Consider the following 16069-nt stretch of genomic DNA (forward strand, 5'->3'; position numbering starts at 1 on the left):
CCGATCGGGCCCCTTCGTGCGTCGCGCCTGCCATCGCCGTGGCCGACTTTTATTCCGCCCGAGTGGCCTGGTTTGGCTCCGTCGTTGACAGCGACGAAATCGACGCCCACTAACTTCATCCTGCTGGCGCTTTCCAGATAGAGGTGAGCGTTTGAGAAGTCGCTGTCGTCCTGCTTGCGGCCAGAGCGTTTGATCGCACCGCCAATCATCTTGAAGGTGGATGCACCGCCGGATGCACGGATCGCGTAGGAACCGCAACCGTCGAAGACCACACCGTTCAGGGTCAGATCGTTGTTGCCGTACAAGTTGAGGCCCACATTCTCAGCCCACTCGCAGCGCCCGCCCATCCACACGGTGGTGTCAGAACCAGCCTGAAAACTGGCGTTCGTTCCGCAGGCGTTGATTTCCAGATTCATAAAGAAGCTGTCTACGGGCGAATTAAGCCCAGTACCGCAGTTGGAAATCAGCACGTTCGAGGCCGTGAACTGGCCCAAGTAGATGTCCCGGCCATCCACATTGTTGCCGAGCCCATGCTCAAAGCCCCGGATAAATGTGTCGGTCATCAGCACGCTGTTACCGCCACCCGTGACGGCAATGCCTTTCCAACCCTCCGATGACAGGTGCAAACCCGAGAAACGCATGCGCTCATGGCCAGTCACATCAAAAAGCGTGGCCGCACCCGGCAGCATGCGGATCTGCGGTCCGTTGGTCTGCGGATTCGTATTGCCGCTGAAATCGTAGCCCAGTGCGGCATGCGAGATGATGGATACGTCGTCAGGGATCTCGATCTCGCCCAGTGCATGGTTTGCCGTGATCAGGATCGGCCGGCCCTTTGCGACGGCGTAGTCCACACACTTGCGGAATGCGTCCGTGCTGTCCGCGCTCAAACTGTCGCTGGCTCCGAATTCCAACGGGTTCGGCCATTCGCTGGCTAATTCGAAGAGGCGATCATTGGCAGTGCGTGTTTGCCAAGCTGTCAGTGCAGAGCCATCGTCCGTGATTGCCCGATAGTATGCTGCGCCGCGAGAATTGCCGCTGGCATAGCCGTCCGTACGCACCACATTAGCGCTTGTAGGCACGCTGACGCTGCTTAGAGCCGCGAAAGGCCCTACTCCGGTGTAATTTTCGCCCCGAGTGCCCTGTGGGCCTTTTGGACCCTGCGGACCTTGATCGCCTGTATCACCTTTTGGTCCTGGAGGACCAGCATCACCCTGCCGGCCGGTCGGTCCTCGTGGTCCTTGCTCACCCGTTGGCCCTAGCGGTCCTTCAGGTCCAATCAGGCTATCGAGCCAATTGGTCTCTGTTCCCGCAAAGCCATCGGACTGCGCAATCGCGAACGCGCTAGCACCTTCTGGACCCTGATCACCCTTAGCGCCGGCTAGACCCGTTGGGCCTTCTGGCCCCATTGGTCCCTGATTGCCCGGGTCACCCTGCTCACCTTGCGGACCTACAAGCGTTTCTAGCCAATCGCCTTCGGTGCCGGTAAAGCCCTCATCGATTGCAATCTCGTAGGCACTCTGGCCGGCCGAACCAGTTTTACCGGTTGGGCCGGCATCGCCTGTCGGTCCTTTTGGACCTTCAGCGCCCTGCTCGCCTTTCGGGCCAGTAGCACCAGCAGGACCGACAACCTTTCCAGCATCCAGCGTGCTGCCGTCGTTGAGCGTGAGGATGAGATGGTCGTTGGCGTCGACCGCACCCTGCGTGACTGTGAGACCACGTGGACCGACATCACCGGTATCACCCTTCGGGCCTTTTGGTCCGGGATCGCCCCTGTCACCGGGTTTACCCTGCGCCCGACCGGCACTGACATATCGGTTGTTCGTAAGAGCCAGAATGAGGTCACCGGACACGTCAATTTCCGCATCCAGAACGCCCACACCGTCAGCACCATCTAGGCCATTTCGGCCCCTAACTGTGCCGAGATCGTCGAGTGAGCCATTCTCCCATTCGAGGATCAAATGCTCGTCTTTAGCGATGTACGCCCTGAGAAGTGAAGTTGCCATGATATTCCTAGATAATTGAAAATGCTAGGAATATTTATCTGCAGACGGCCGATTACGGCTGTACGCACGGTTGCGATCGCTCGTTACGGGGCAAGATCAGGCTTGCCCTTTCCAATAGTGGTTTTAATATCATTACGCTGATGGTCGGCCCGCCCGGTTCGGGCAAGTCGATGCTTGCTGCGCGCCTGCCATCCATCCTCCCGCCGCTTTCGGCGAGCGAACTCCTCGAAGTCTCGATGATCCATTCGATCGCCGGCAAGCTCGCCGGCGGAAAGTTGTCGGACCGGCGACCCTACCGCACGCCCCACAACTCCGCCTCGATGGCCGCGATGGTCGGCGGCGGCTTTCGGGCGCGGCCAGGCGAGGTCTCGCTCGCCCATAACGGCGTGCTCTTCCTCGACGAGTTTCCGGAATTCACCCCGCAAGCGCTCGATTCGCTGCGCCAACCACTCGAAACGGGACAGTGCGTCATCGCGCGCGCCAATCACCGCGTGAGCTACCCGGCCGACATCCAGCTCGTGGCCGCGATGAACCCGTGCCGCTGCGGCATGGCCGGCCAGCCGGGGCACACCTGCGCACGCGGACCGCGCTGCCAGTCGGACTACCAGGCACGCATCTCTGGCCCGCTTCTGGACCGGATCGACCTGCGCGTCGACGTGCCGGCCGTTTCCGCCGCCGACCTCATGGCCCCGGCGCGTGCGGAGCCGAGCGCCGCCGTCGCCCAGCGCGTCGCCCGAGCACGCGAGCGGCAGCGTGAACGCTTCGCGGCCAGTGCCGACCCCTACGCTCGCACCAACGCCCGCTGCTCGACGGCCATCGTCGAGACGATCGCCGAGCCCGACCCGGACGGGCTGGCCCTGCTTCGCGACGCGGCGAACGCGATGCATTTTTCCGCGCGCGCCTATCACCGAATCCTGCGCGTCGCCCGGACCCTCGCCGACCTCGACGACCGCCCGACGGTCGGTCGCATCCATCTCGCCGAAGCCATCGCCTACCGCCGGGCCGGCGAACCGGCGACGGCCGCTGCCGCGTAAACTTCGACGCGAAGTACGGATGAGATGAGGATTGGCATACGCGCGAGATGGCCACGGGCACACAAATATTCGCCTGGGATTGCAAACGCGGTTCGAATGAAGGGGGTGAGGAAGAATGGGCAAGAAGCCGGAGAATAGCGGCAAGCCCTGGTCCAAAGCGGACGTTCAGTAGCTCGGCAAACTCGCAAAGGAAAACACGCCGACACGCGTGATCGGTCTCAAGACGGGCCGGACGCCGGAAGCGGTTCAGAGCAAGGCGAGTTCGGAAGGCATTTCGTCGAAGCCGACGAACCAGGCTCCGTACAATCGCAGGAAAGAATAGGAGCGGACGGTCGCAAAGGGTCGCGCGTTTCGCTCGCTACGCAGTACCCGGCCCCTACCGGACGCCCGTGGAGCCGAAGCCATCGGCACCGCGAGCCGTCGCATCCGTGCTTTCGCACTCTTCGACGACAGCGCGGGTGACCGGGGCGATCACCATCTGCGCAATGCGGGCGCCACGCTCGATCGTGAACGGCGCCTCCCCGAGATTGACGAGGATCACCTTCACCTCGCCGCGGTAATCGCTGTCCACCGTGCCCGGCGTGTTGAGGCAGGTGACGCCGTGGTTGAGTGCCAGGCCGGAGCGCGGGCGCACCTGCCCCTCGTATCCGGACGGGATCGCGAAGACGAAACCCGTCGGCACCGCCACGCGCGCGTTCACGGCAAGCACCAGCGGTGCATCGGCCGGCACCGCCGCACGCAAGTCCATGCCTGCCGCACCGGCGGTTTCGTAGGAAGGCAGGGCAAGGCCGGCGCCGTGAGCAAGACGCACGAGGCCGATTGCCGGCGGTTCGCCATGCGATGGTTCGCGAAATGGGGGATCGAGGGCGGACGTGGTCATGCGCGCATCATGCGCGTGGAGCGGCACCGGTCAATTGAAAGCCGGACGGCGACACGCTAGATGTCGCCCGTTCAACAGGAAAAGCGCTTAGCCGATGCCCGACGCCCTCGCCGAGGCGGTCTCCCGCCGCCGCACCTTCGCGATCATCTCGCACCCGGACGCCGGCAAGACGACGCTGACGGAAAAGCTGCTGCTCTTCGGGGGCGCGATCCAGCTCGCAGGTGCGGTGAAGGCGAAGAAGGACCACGCCCAGACCCGCTCGGACTGGATGACCATCGAGCGCGAGCGCGGCATTTCCGTCGTCACCTCCGTCATGACCTTCGAATATGGCGATCACGTCTTCAACCTGCTCGATACGCCGGGCCACGAGGACTTTTCCGACGACACCTATCGCACGCTGACGGCCGTCGACGCGGCGGTGATGGTCATCGACGCCGCCAAGGGCATCGAGCCGCGAACGCTCAAGCTCTTCGAGGTCTGCCGCCTGCGCGACATCCCCATCCTCACCTTCGTCAACAAGATGGACCGCGAAAGCCGCGACCCCTTCGAGATCCTCGACGAGGTCGAGGAGAAGCTTGCCCTCGATACGGCGCCCGTCACCTGGCCGATCGGCCGGGCACGCACCTTCTGCGGCACCTATCACCTGGCCGACAACGCCGTGCGCGGCACCGATGCCGACGAGACCGTCACGAAGGTCAACGGTCCGGAAGCGGACGCGGTCGCCGGCCTATTGCCGGAAAGCGACCGCGAAGCGTTCATCGAGGAGGCAGCACTTGCCATGGAAGCCTGCCGGCCCTTCGATCCGGCCGCTTTCCGCGAAGGCTCGCTGACGCCGGTCTATTTCGGTTCGGCGCTCCGGAACTACGGCGTACGCGACCTCATCCACGCGCTCGGCCTCCATGCGCCGGCGCCCCGCGCCCAAGTCGCCGACACGCGCACCGTCGAGGCGACGGACGCGAAGATGACGGCCTTCGTCTTCAAGATCCAGGCGAACATGGATCCCAACCACCGCGACCGCATGGCCTTCGCGCGCGTGTGTTCCGGCAAGCTGACGCGCGGCATGAAGGCGCGCCTTGCACGCACTGGCAAGCCGATGGCGCTCTCCGCTCCGCAGTTCTTCTTCGCCTCGCAGCGCCAGGTCGTCGACACGGCCTATCCCGGCGACGTGGTCGGCATTCCGAACCACGGTACACTGAGGATCGGAGACACGCTGACGGAGGGCGAGGCGCTCGTCTTTCAGGGCGTGCCGAACTTCGCTCCGGAGATCCTGCGCCGCGTGCGGCTTCAGGACGCGATGAAGGCGAAGAAGCTCAAGGAAGCCCTGCAGCAGATGGCCGAGGAAGGCGTCGTCCAGCTCTTCCTGCCCGAAGACGGTTCGCCGGCGATCGTCGGCGTGGTCGGCGCGCTGCAGCTCGACGTGCTGAAGGAGCGGCTGAAGGTGGAGTACGGCCTGCCGGTCGATTTCGAACCGGCGCGCTTTTCCGTGTGCCGCTGGATCACGGCGGAAGACGGCGAGGAGATCGAGCGCTTCATGAATGCCCATCGCGGCGACGTCGCGCGCGATCTCGACGGCGATCCCGTCTTCCTCGCCTCCGACGGCTTCTCGCTGAACTACGAGATGGAACGCTGGCGCGCTGTCGCGATGACCGCGGTCAAGGAATACCACGTGCGCAAGGCGGCCTGAGCCCGTCCACGAGCCTGCCCGGATCGTTCGAACGGACCGGGGCAGCCCGAACCGGCGCGAGCCGCCGAGGTTATTCCCCTTCGCGTTCGTTGCGCGGCAGGTCGGTCAGGTCCTGCGTCCATTCCAGCGCCGACCGGCACCAGATCTGGCGCTTCGCGGGCAGTTTGGCGCGCTCTCGCATCGCGCCGACGCGCACGCTGTAGACGCCGTCACCGAGCGAATAGATCTGCGTGCCGCAGACGGCGCAAAAGCCCTGAACGCGCTCGCGCCCGCTGTCGCCGGTCTTGCGGTAGAGCGTCGGCTCGCCGGCAAGCATGCGAAAATCGGCCTCTTCGACACGCACCGAGGTCCGGTAGGCCGACGAACTCATCGTCTGGCAATCCGTGCAATGGCAGATCGTCACCCCTTCCGGATCGATCTCGGCCTCGTAGGCGAGTGCCCCGCAATGGCATTGCCCGGTCACATGCATGGCGCTCTCCCTTCTTCCATTCCGTTCGAAGCCGTCGGCGTGACGGCGCTCGTTTCCCTGGTTCCGCCCATAATGAACGAAGCAGCGACGTCGGAAAGCGAACCCATTCCAGAGCCGCGCATAGGCCTTCACGTCGTCGGCGCGTCCAGGCGTTTCGCGATGACTTCGGCCAGTCGCGCCGCGATCTCGGCCTTGCTCATTTCCGGCCAGGACTGCGTGCCATTGGCATCGACGAGGTGCACCGTGTTGCGCACGCCGCCCATGGCGCCGCCTTCGGCGGAGACGTCGTTGGCGACGATCAGGTCGGCGCCCTTGCGCGCGAGCTTCGCGCGGGCGTGTTCGATCACGTGTTCGGTCTCGGCCGCGAAGCCCGCGACGAACGCCGGGCGCGGCGTGCCGGTTGCGATCGTCTTCAGGATATCGGGGTTTTCCGCAAGCGTCAGCGACGGTACGGCCTCGCCTTCGCGCTTCTTGATCTTCTGCGGCGTATCGCTTTCCACCCGCCAGTCGGCGACGGCGGCGACCATCACGGCGATGTCCACCGGCAGGGCGGCGCGCACGGCGGCGAGCATTTCCTCGGCGCGTTCCACATGCACCGTCGAGACACCCGGCGGGTCGGCAAGGCTCACCGGGCCCGCGACGAGCGTGACATCGGCACCGAGGCCTGCCAGCGCTTCGGCGATCGCGAAGCCCTGGCGCCCGGAAGACCGGTTGGCAATGTAGCGCACCGGGTCGATCGGCTCGTGGGTCGGGCCCGCCGTGACGACGGCACGCCGGCCGGCCAGCGGCTTTTCGCCCGGCGAAAGCAACGCGGCGAGCGCGTCGGCGATCTCCGCGGGCTCGCTCATGCGTCCGGTTCCCGCCTCCCCGCGCTCGGCCATCTCGCCGGCGTCCGGGCCGACAAAGGCGATGCCGTCCGCAGCCAGCCGCTCGCGGTTGCGCCGCGTTGCAGAATGCGCCCACATCGCCGGGTTCATGGCCGGCGCGAGAAGCACCGGAACGCGCGCGGCGAGGAGCACGGCACCGGCGAGATCGTCTGCCATGCCAGCGGCCATGCGCGCCATCCGGTCGGCCGTCGCCGGCGCGACGACGATCGCGTCGGCCTCGCGCGCGAGCCGGATATGGCCGACGTCCTGCTCGTCCTCGCGGGAAAAGAGCTCGCTGTAGACCCGCCCGCCGGCAAGCGCGCCGGCAGCAAGCGGGGTCACGAAGGCTTGCGCGCCCGCCGTCATGACGACGCGCACCGTCGCGCCGCGCTCGGCGAGCCGGCGGATCAGGTCGAGGCTCTTGTAGGCCGCGATCCCGCCACCGATCACGAGAAGAATGCGCCGGCCTTCCAGTTCCTTCGCCATGCCCTTACCCGCCCTGTCTCGACCGGCCCTCCGGCCGGCTTCGATCCACGCTCCAGACTACCAGATGAACTTGACGGCGGCGATCAGCGCCACGCCGGCGAGGATCCACAGGGCGACCTCGCCGACGCGCCGGCGCGTCGCCTGTGCCTTGGAAAGGAACTTCACCGCCTCGTTGTCGAAGCGAACGCCGTTCTTGATGATGTCCTCGACCTCGGCGGAAAGCGCGTCCATGCGCGAAAGGATCTCGGGCGCGGAATCGACGAGGCGCATCAGTGCGTGCAGCCCGTCGCGCGTGTCGTGGAGAATGCGGGCGGGCCCGAGGTTCTGGCGGATCCAGTCGCCGACGACCGGTTCGGCCGCCGCCCACATGTTGAAGCGCGGGTTGAGCGTGCGCGCCACGCCCTCGACGACGACCATCGTCTTTTGCAGCATGATGAGCTGGGGCTGCGTCTGCATGTCGAAGAGTTCGGTCACCTCGAAGAGCAGCGTCAGCAACCGCGCCATGGAGATCGTCTCGGCAGGCTGGCCGTGGATCGGCTCGCCGATCGCGCGGATCGCCTGAGCGAAGCTCGCCGTATCGTGGTGGCGCGGCACGTAGCCCGCCTCGAAATGGACCTCCGCGACCCGGCGATAGTCGCGCATGATGAAGCCGTAGAGGATCTCGGCGAGGTAGCGCCGTTCCTTTTTTCCGAGCCGGCCGACGATGCCCATGTCGACGGCAACGATGATGCCGTCGTGGTCGACGAAGATGTTGCCCTGGTGCATGTCGGCGTGGAAGAAGCCGTCGCGCAGCGTATGGCGCAGGAAGGACTGGATCAGGGTGTCGGCGAGCTCGTTGAGGTCGAACCCGGCGCGCTTCAGCCCCTCCACGTTCGACATCTTGATGCCGTCGATCCATTCCATGGTGACGACATCGCGTCCGGTGCGCTCCCAGTCGACCTTGGGCACGCGAAAGCCCGGATCGTCGGCCGTGTTCTCGGCAAGCTCGGAAAGGGCCGCCGCCTCAAGGCGCAGATCCATCTCGATCTTGGTCGTCTGCTCGAGCGTCTTGGTGATCTCGACGGGGCGCAACCGGCGCGCGGAGCGGACGAAGCGCTCCTGCAGATGGGCGATCAGGTAGAACGTGTCGAGGTCGTGATAGAAGCGCTTGCGGATGCCCGGCCGGATGACCTTGACCGCGACCTTGCGCTCGCCTGTTTCATCGGCGACCTGCGCGGGATGGACCTGCGCGATGGAGGCCGCGGCGATCGGCGGATCGAAGCGACGATAGAGTTCGCTTACCGGCCGACCGATCGAATCGGCGATCTGCTGCTTGGCGATGTCGATGGGGAAGGTCTCCATCTCGTCCTGCAGCATGGCGAGATCGAGCGCCATGTCCTTGCCGACGACGTCCGGACGCGTCGCCAGGAACTGGCCGAGCTTGACGTAGGATGGCCCGAGCTTCTCCACGGCACGCGCCAGGCGGTCCTTGCGGGCACGCTTGATCGCCTTCGGCCGGGCAAGCACGACGGTGAGCCTGTGCAGCGTGCGCGCCGAGCCGCCGAGCTCTTCCACCGGCAACGCCGCCAGCACGCCCTCGCGCAGGAAGACCCAGCCGACGCGCGCGAGCCGGAAATATGCACCGGGACCGCTCATTGCGTGATTAAAGCTTCCAGCCGGAATGAAGTGCCGCGATGCCGCCCGAATAGTTCGTGTAGCGCACGCGCTCGAAGCCGGCCCTTTCGATCATCGAGGCGAAATCGCCCTGGCTCGGGAACTTGCGGATCGATTCCACGAGATAGCGGTACGGTTCCTCGTCGCCGGCGACGAGACGGCCGATCCTCGGGATCGCATGGAACGACCACTGCTCGTAGGCCTGTTCGAGAAAGGGCACGTCCACCCGGGAAAATTCCAGGCACAGGAAGCGCCCGCCACGGCGCAGCACCCGATAGGCCTCGCCGAGCGCGACTTCGATGCGCGGCACGTTGCGAATGCCGAAGGCGATCGTCACGGCATCGAAGCTTCGTGCCTCGAAGGGCAGTTCCTCCGCATTCGCCTCGACGAAGTCGATCTTGTCGGAAAGTCCGCGCTTGTCGGCGCGGCCCTGCCCTTCGGCCAGCATGGCGCCGTTGACGTCGAGAACGGTGACGTGGGCCTGCCCGCCGGAAGACTTGAGGATGCGAAAGGCGATGTCGCCCGTGCCGCCGGCAACGTCCAGCGCCCTGTATCCGCGTTTCCTCGGTGGGTTGAGCGCGGCCACCATGTTGTCCTTCCAGACACGGTGCAGACCGGCCGACATCAAATCGTTCATCAGGTCGTAGCGGCTCGCCACGCGATCGAACACCGCATTCACGCGGCCCTGCTTTTCTCCCTCGCCGACGGTCTCGTAGCCGTAGGAGGTTTCCATTCCCTCGCCACCCGATGCGCGCTCGTTCGACATACGGCCACTCTTTCCCGTGTTCACACGCCGACGGCGGCCGAACGTGGCGGCATCCGTGGCAAATGGCGGACGCCACGCTATGTGCAACGCGGTCGGCCCGTACCTGACCATGCGGATGTAGCGCAAAGGGCCGGCCAAGGAAACCAGCCTGCCGGCTTTGCCGGACAGGCGTTCGCCTGCGTGCGCAATGACGGAAAGCGTTCGATGCCGGAACTGCCGGAAGTGGAAACGGTACGCCGCGGCCTCGCGCCGGTGATGGAGGCCGCCAGGCTCGTCGCCGTGGAGCAGCGGCGTGCGGATCTTCGCTTTCCCTTCCCCACCGGATTTTCCGAACGACTGACCGGAAAGCGCGTGACCGGGCTCGGAAGAAGGGCAAAGTATCTCCTCTTCGATCTCGAGGACGATACCGTGCTGATCGCCCATCTCGGCATGTCCGGTTCCTTCCGTATCGAAACGCCCGCGGACGGCGACGGCGTGCCTGGCGACTTCCATCGTGCCCGCTCGCGCGATCCCCGCCACGACCACGTCGTCCTCGAACTCGAGCGCGAGGACGGGCCGGCGCGCGTCGTCTACAACGACCCGCGTCGCTTCGGCTTCATGGCGATCGGCGAGCGTGCGACGCTTGCCGCGCACCCGTTCTTCGCCGGCCTCGGGCCGGAGCCGAACGGCAACGCCTTCGACGCCTTCCATCTCGCCGGGCGGATGGCGGGCAGGAACGCCCCCCTCAAGGCCGCGCTTCTCGATCAGCGCATCGTCGCCGGCCTCGGCAACATCTATGTCTGCGAAGCGCTGTGGCGCGCCCGTCTTTCGCCGCGCCGCAAGGCGGGCTCGCTCGTCCGGCGCGACGGCCGGCCGACGCCGCGCCTCGTCGATCTGACGGCCTGCGTGCGCCTCGTCATAGACGAGGCGATCGCCGCCGGCGGCTCGACGCTTCGCGACCATATGCGCGCCGACGGAACGCTCGGCTACTTCCAGCATTCCTTCGCCGTCTACGACCGCGCGGGCGAACCTTGCCGGCGGGCGGGATGCCGAGATACCGTCCGGCGCATCGTGCAGGCCGGCCGGTCGACCTTCTACTGCCCGACCTGCCAGCGATGAACGAAGCCGGACCCCGCGGGCGGGTCCCTTTTGTGGAGAATGCGAGACGATGGCCTACGAAACGCTGAAGGTCGAAACGCGCGGACGGGTCGGGCTCGTCACCCTCGACCGCCCGGAGGCGATGAACGCGCTCAACCGGACCGTCATGCACGAACTGACCGCCGCACTCGCAGCGTTCGACGAGGATGCCAAGATCGGTGCCGTCGTTCTGACCGGTTCGCAGAAGGCGTTCGCCGCCGGGGCAGACGTCAAGGAGATGCGCGACCTCGAATTCGTCGACGTCGTGCTTGCCGACTACATCGCCGGCTGGCAGCAGATCGCCGCCACGCGCAAGCCGCTCGTGGCCGCCGTCGCCGGCTACGCGCTCGGCGGAGGTTGCGAGGTGGCGATGATGTGCGACTTCATCATCGCCGCCGAAAACGCCAGGTTCGGCCAGCCGGAGATCACGCTCGGCATCATGCCGGGCATGGGCGGCACGCAGCGCCTGATCCGCGCCGTTGGCAAGGCGAAGGCGATGGACCTGTGCCTGACCGGCCGGATGATGGACGCCGAGGAGGCCGAGCGCTCGGGCCTCGTCGCGCGGATCGTCGGCGCGGACGACCTGATCGAGGAAGCCGTGAAGGCAGCCGGGCGCATCGCCGAACAGTCGATGCCGGCCACGCTTCTCGCCAAGGAGGCCGTCAACCGCGCGTTCGAAGTCTCGCTCGAAGAAGGCCTGCTTTTCGAGCGGCGCGCTTTCCAGTCGCTGTTTGCGACCGAAGACCAGAAGGAAGGCATGGCCGCTTTCGCCGAAAAGCGCGAGGCGCAGTTCAAGCATCGCTGATTCAGGCATTGCTGTTCAGGCGTTGCAAAAGGGGCGCTCGCGCCCTTCCGCATCGCGTTACGGGCCGTCGAACGGCCCGAACGGGCATGATTTCATGCTCTTCGCGTCGGCCGCGGCGTTGACGGACGCACGCTTTCGGTCTATACGCCGCCCACGTTTTCCGGTGGCCGCGTGCCGCCGCTTTTCAAGTTATGCTCGCCCGTCGAACGTGGCTCCTTTCCGGACCCGTGGAGCACGTGGCGGCGGTTCGTCTTAGAGGACTAGCGTTATGGCCAATACAACTTCCGCGAAAAAGGCGACGCGCAAGATCGCACGCCGCACGGCGATGCACCGCTCGCGCCGCTCGCGCGTTCGCACCTTCGTGCGCCAGGTCGAGGAAGCGATCGCCAGCGGCGACAAGACGGCCGCCGAGGCCGCCTTCAAGCAGGCCCAGCCCGAATTGATGCGGGCCGCTTCCAAGGGCGTCATGCACGACAACACCGCCTCGCGGAAGGTCTCGCGCCTCGCCCGCCGGGTGCAGGCGATCTCCGCCTAACGACCCTTCCGATCCGTTCCGTATGCAAGGGCCTGGCCGCGCGCCGGGCCTTTCGGATTCATGCTCGGGACCGGATGACCCGTAAGGTGCCGGATTCCTTACGTTTCAGGAAGATGACAGAATTAGACGTTATATTTCAGTAGTTTAGAGTAGGTGGCCTCCGCGCTGCCACAATCGCCAGCCGTGTGGAACGCCACCGGCGAGTCAAGCGATTTTTTATTTTTCCGCGGATCGGCGGAGCCATCGCGGCGACCGTTTTGGAAAACCGCTGGAATCAAAGGCGCTTGTCCCGACCGGAACGAACGCGCCCTCCCGCTTCATCCTTCGGCAAGGCCGCCAACCGTTAAAATTCGCCTAATGATGCGCTTGATCTCTTCAGGTCCTGCTGCCTAAATGCCGCTCGGAAAGACGAGGGAAACATCTTCCGAACGAGGGGATGTCTGCCGCAGCGCGTTCGTCGAGAACGGGGCGACACCCTTCGGATTTCCGGGGGCACGGCATTCCATACTGCGTGCATTAAAAACAACTTTCGGTTGCATCCGTGATCGCCCGGTCACGGTACGGGGAGCCTTTTGCCTATGGAAGGGACATAACGGAAGCGGGAGGGCCCAAACGCCGGACGGCGCTCGGTCCATCCCGCCGGAAGACGGTGCGAGCACACCGGGAAGCGGCGCCGGTCGGGCGTACGTATTCAGGGGTAGGTGCCGAAGGGCGCCTCGGCGACAAGACGATCGTAAAAACAAGGGAAGCGGCGAACATGCATACGAGCACGGCGACGGCGATGGCTTCAGGGGTAACGGGAAACTCCGGGCCGGGTGGGGAGCACTCCGTGTCGAAAACCTCGGCCGTCACCGGAACGGGCGACGCGTCGACGGGTGACCAGGCCAAGGACGGTGCTGCGAGGGGCGAGGGTACCGGCCGATCGCATGGCTACGAGGAACTCTTCGAACGCGTACGCCGCCGCCTCCAGGCACAGGTCGGCCCGGAAATCTTCGCGAGCTGGTTCGGTCGCCTGAAGCTGCATTCCATCTCGAAGAGCGTCGTGCGCCTCTCGGTGCCGACCACCTTCCTGAAATCATGGATCCACAATCGCTATCTCGATCTGATCACCGGTCTCTTTCAGGCGGAAAACCCGGATATCCTGCGCGTGGAGATCGTCGTGCGTTCGGCGACGCGCGGCAGCCAGACGATCGCTCCCGCCGAAGCCGGCGCCCAGGCGGGGCGCACCGGCGTCCAGACGCCGGCCAACGATGCGCCGCAGCGCATGCCGAGGGTCGCGCTTGCATCGGCCGAGGCCGGCCGGGCGCGTCCCGCCGCGGGCACGAACCCCGTCATGGGCTCGCCGCTCGATCCGCGCTATTCCTTCGAGACCTTCGTCGAGGGTTCGTCGAACCGCGTCGCGCTCGCCGCCGCCAGAACCATCGCCGAGGCCGGCGCCGGCGCCGTACGCTTCAATCCGCTCTTCATCCATTCGCGCGTCGGGCTCGGCAAGACGCACGTCCTGCAGGCGATCGCCGCCGCTGCGATCGCAAGCGAGCGTGCGCCGCGCGTGGTCTACCTGACGGCTGAATACTTCATGTGGCGCTTCGCCACCGCGATCCGCGACAACAACGCGTTGTCGTTCAAGGAATCGCTGCGCAACATCGACCTGCTCGTCATCGACGACATGCAGTTCCTGCAGGGCAAGTCGATCCAGAACGAGTTCTGCCACCTCCTGAACAGCCTGCTCGATTCGGCCAAGCAGGTGGTCGTCGCCGCCGATCGTGCTCCGTGGGAGCTGGAATCGCTGGATCCGCGCGTGCGTTCGCGCCTGCAGGGCGGCGTCGCGATCGAGATGGAGGGGCCGGACTACGCCATGCGCCTCGATATCCTGAAGCGCCGGCTCGCCGCCGCGCAGGCCGAGGATCCAGGCCTCGTCATCTCCGACGAGATCCTCGACCACGTCGCGCGGCACGTGACGGCGAGCGGGCGGGAGATCGAGGGTGCCTTCAATCAGCTCCTCTTCCGCCGTTCCTTCGACGAGCTGACGATCGAGCGCATCGACGAGTTCCTCGGCCATCTCGTCAAGGCGGGCGAGCCCAAGCGCGTGCGCATCGAGGACATCCAGCGCGTCGTCTCGCGGCACTACAACGTCTCGCGCCAGGAACTGACCTCGAACCGGCGTACCCGGGTCATCGTCAAGCCGCGCCAGATCGCCATGTATCTGTCGAAGACGCTGACGCCGCGTTCCTTCCCGGAAATCGGACGCCGCTTCGGCGGCCGCGACCATACGACGGTGCTGCACGCGGTGCGCAAGATCGAGGGCCTCATCGGCGAGGACACGAAGCTCGCCCACGAGCTCGAGCTCCTGAAGCGGCTGATCAACGAATAGGCGACGGCGGACGAACGTCACCGATCGCGACGGATACGGTATCGGATGATCGGGTGGTGGTAGCCACTCGATCCGTTCGTCCGTTTTCCTTGGTCGGAACCCCCGCGCACCCTTGCTTTCGGGCCGGCTGATCTGCCAATCTGAGCGCCCTGCTTCGAACCGTGACCGCGGTGCCCGAAGTCCAGAAAACCTCGATCGCGACACTGCCCCCGGCACGCGGTCCCAAACGGTTCGAAACGATCATGCGCGTCACCCTCGAACGATCCAATCTGTTGAAGTCGCTGAACCACGTCCACCGGGTCGTGGAGCGGCGCAACACCATTCCGATCCTGTCGAACGTCCTGCTTCGCGCCGGCGACGGGCGGCTTCAACTGAAGGCGACCGATCTCGACCTCGAGATCACCGAGGCGACGCCGGCCGAAATCGGCCAGGCGGGCGCGACGACGGTTCCGGCGCACCTCCTCTACGACATCGTGCGCAAGCTTCCCGACGGGTCCGAGGTCGAGCTTTCGACGAACGGCGAGAACACGGCCATGTCGGTGTCCTCGGGCCGGTCGAAATTCTCGCTGCAATGCCTGCCGGAAACGGATTTCCCGGACCTGACGGCGGGCACCTTCTCGCACGGCTTCGATCTGCCGGCGCCGCAGCTCAAGATGCTGATCGACCGCACGCAGTTCGCGATCTCCACGGAAGAGACGCGCTATTACCTGAACGGCATCTACCTCCACACCATCGAGGGCGAGGGAACGCTTTCCCTGCGCGCCGTCGCGACGGACGGCCACCGGCTCGCGCGCGCCGAGGTCGAGGCGCCGATGGGCTCGGAAGGCATGCCCGGCATCATCATCCCGCGAAAGACGGTCGGCGAGGTCCAGAAGCTCGTCGACAATCCGGAGCTGACGGTGCGCGTCGAGATTTCCGACGCCAAGATCCGCCTTTCGCTCGGCGACATCGTCATGACCTCGAAGCTCATCGACGGGACCTTCCCCGACTACCAGCGCGTCATTCCGGCCGGCAACGACAAGCAGATGACGATCGACTGCGCGGAGTTCGCGCGTGCCGTCGACCGCGTATCGACGATCTCGTCCGAACGCGGGCGTGCGGTGAAGCTTTCGATCGCCGACGGGCAGCTCACGCTCACCGTCCACAATCCCGATTCCGGCAGCGCGGTCGAGGAACTGCACGTCGGCTACGAGGCCGATCCGCTCGATATCGGCTTCAACGCGCGGTATTTGCTGGACATCACCAACCAGCTCGCCGGCTCGCAGGCCGTCTTCATGCTGGCCGATCCGGGCTCGCCGACGCTCATCCACGACATGGCCGGCGATGCCGCGCTCTACGTGCTGATGCCGATGCGCGTGTGAGCGTGCTCAACCCGCGCTGTACCGTTCCAGGCGGCTGAAC

At 65.6% G+C, this 16069-nt stretch carries 12 protein-coding genes and 1 pseudogene; 7 read left to right on the forward strand and 6 right to left on the reverse strand.

All coding sequences use genetic code 11. The features are described from left to right. Window positions 1–2003 (reverse strand): collagen-like domain-containing protein (locus FJU11_RS16135; RefSeq protein ID WP_141168111.1); only part of this gene is annotated, 2003 nt, incomplete at its 3' end. A gap of 137 nt (window positions 2004–2140) precedes the next feature. Between FJU11_RS16135 and FJU11_RS16140 the strand changes: the two are divergent. Continuing rightward, a pseudogene (locus FJU11_RS16140) lies at window positions 2141–3037 on the forward strand (YifB family Mg chelatase-like AAA ATPase); the annotation flags it as partial. Between the two features lie 376 nt (window positions 3038–3413). Here FJU11_RS16140 and dut read toward each other — a convergent pair. Then, complete coding sequence (gene dut, locus FJU11_RS16150; RefSeq protein WP_141168112.1) at window positions 3414–3917, reverse strand: dUTP diphosphatase; 504 nt, start codon at window positions 3915–3917, stop codon at window positions 3414–3416. A 94-nt stretch (window positions 3918–4011) separates the two neighbouring features. Between dut and FJU11_RS16155 the strand changes: the two genes are divergently transcribed. Beyond that, window positions 4012–5601 carry a peptide chain release factor 3 gene (locus tag FJU11_RS16155; RefSeq protein WP_141168113.1) on the forward strand — a complete coding sequence of 530 codons (1590 nt, stop codon included), beginning with the start codon at window positions 4012–4014 and terminating at the stop codon, window positions 5599–5601. A 70-nt stretch (window positions 5602–5671) separates the two neighbouring features. On the opposite strand, the gene FJU11_RS16160 is transcribed toward FJU11_RS16155, so the two are convergent. From FJU11_RS16160 to ubiE, 4 genes are all read right to left on the reverse strand, one after another. Next, complete coding sequence (locus tag FJU11_RS16160) at window positions 5672–6070, reverse strand: GFA family protein (RefSeq protein WP_141168114.1); 399 nt, start codon at window positions 6068–6070, stop codon at window positions 5672–5674. Between the two features lie 128 nt (window positions 6071–6198). After that, window positions 6199–7422 carry a bifunctional phosphopantothenoylcysteine decarboxylase/phosphopantothenate--cysteine ligase CoaBC gene (coaBC, locus tag FJU11_RS16165; protein ID WP_141168115.1) on the reverse strand — a complete coding sequence of 408 codons (1224 nt, stop codon included), beginning with the start codon at window positions 7420–7422 and terminating at the stop codon, window positions 6199–6201. 57 nt (window positions 7423–7479) lie between these two features. Further along, window positions 7480–9057 carry a 2-polyprenylphenol 6-hydroxylase gene (gene ubiB / locus FJU11_RS16170; protein ID WP_141168116.1) on the reverse strand — a complete coding sequence of 526 codons (1578 nt, stop codon included), beginning with the start codon at window positions 9055–9057 and terminating at the stop codon, window positions 7480–7482. A gap of 7 nt (window positions 9058–9064) precedes the next feature. Further along, entirely contained in the window at window positions 9065–9841 is a 777-nt protein-coding gene (ubiE, locus tag FJU11_RS16175; protein ID WP_141168117.1) for a bifunctional demethylmenaquinone methyltransferase/2-methoxy-6-polyprenyl-1,4-benzoquinol methylase UbiE, read from the reverse strand. A 204-nt stretch (window positions 9842–10045) separates the two neighbouring features. On the opposite strand from ubiE, the gene mutM reads away from it, so the two are divergent. From mutM to dnaN, 5 genes are all read left to right on the forward strand, one after another. Further along, window positions 10046–10939 carry a bifunctional DNA-formamidopyrimidine glycosylase/DNA-(apurinic or apyrimidinic site) lyase gene (mutM, locus tag FJU11_RS16180; RefSeq protein ID WP_141168118.1) on the forward strand — a complete coding sequence of 298 codons (894 nt, stop codon included), beginning with the start codon at window positions 10046–10048 and terminating at the stop codon, window positions 10937–10939. A gap of 49 nt (window positions 10940–10988) precedes the next feature. Further along, window positions 10989–11762 carry an enoyl-CoA hydratase gene (locus FJU11_RS16185; protein WP_141168119.1) on the forward strand — a complete coding sequence of 258 codons (774 nt, stop codon included), beginning with the start codon at window positions 10989–10991 and terminating at the stop codon, window positions 11760–11762. 268 nt (window positions 11763–12030) lie between these two features. After that, a complete protein-coding gene (gene rpsT / locus FJU11_RS16190; protein ID WP_141168120.1) occupies window positions 12031–12297 on the forward strand; it encodes a 30S ribosomal protein S20 in 267 nt (88 codons plus the stop codon). 829 nt (window positions 12298–13126) lie between these two features. Beyond that, window positions 13127–14668 carry a chromosomal replication initiator protein DnaA gene (gene dnaA, locus FJU11_RS16195; RefSeq protein ID WP_328591735.1) on the forward strand — a complete coding sequence of 514 codons (1542 nt, stop codon included), beginning with the start codon at window positions 13127–13129 and terminating at the stop codon, window positions 14666–14668. 242 nt (window positions 14669–14910) lie between these two features. Continuing rightward, window positions 14911–16029, forward strand: a complete 1119-nt coding sequence (gene dnaN, locus FJU11_RS16200) for a DNA polymerase III subunit beta (protein ID WP_141168121.1) — start codon at window positions 14911–14913, stop codon at window positions 16027–16029. Window positions 16030–16069: the final 40 nt, after the last annotated feature.

The sequence above is a fragment of the Pararhizobium mangrovi genome (assembly GCF_006516965.1).
Taxonomy (GTDB): domain Bacteria; phylum Pseudomonadota; class Alphaproteobacteria; order Rhizobiales; family Rhizobiaceae; genus Pararhizobium_B; species Pararhizobium_B mangrovi.

Bases quoted from the DNA above. Each gene is read 5' to 3' on its own strand.
- mutM (WP_141168118.1), top strand. From the start codon at position 10,046: ATGCCGGAACTGCCGGAAGTGGAAACGGTACGCCGCGGCCTCGCGCCG.
- FJU11_RS16185 (WP_141168119.1), top strand. From the start codon at position 10,989: ATGGCCTACGAAACGCTGAAGGTCGAAACGCGCGGACGGGTCGGGCTC.
- dut (WP_141168112.1), bottom strand. From the start codon at position 3,917: ATGACCACGTCCGCCCTCGATCCCCCATTTCGCGAACCATCGCATGGC.
- ubiB (WP_141168116.1), bottom strand. From the start codon at position 9,057: ATGAGCGGTCCCGGTGCATATTTCCGGCTCGCGCGCGTCGGCTGGGTC.
- FJU11_RS16160 (WP_141168114.1), bottom strand. From the start codon at position 6,070: ATGCATGTGACCGGGCAATGCCATTGCGGGGCACTCGCCTACGAGGCC.
- FJU11_RS16155 (WP_141168113.1), top strand. From the start codon at position 4,012: ATGCCCGACGCCCTCGCCGAGGCGGTCTCCCGCCGCCGCACCTTCGCG.
- dnaN (WP_141168121.1), top strand. From the start codon at position 14,911: ATGCGCGTCACCCTCGAACGATCCAATCTGTTGAAGTCGCTGAACCAC.
- ubiE (WP_141168117.1), bottom strand. From the start codon at position 9,841: ATGTCGAACGAGCGCGCATCGGGTGGCGAGGGAATGGAAACCTCCTAC.
- rpsT (WP_141168120.1), top strand. From the start codon at position 12,031: ATGGCCAATACAACTTCCGCGAAAAAGGCGACGCGCAAGATCGCACGC.
- coaBC (WP_141168115.1), bottom strand. From the start codon at position 7,422: ATGGCGAAGGAACTGGAAGGCCGGCGCATTCTTCTCGTGATCGGTGGC.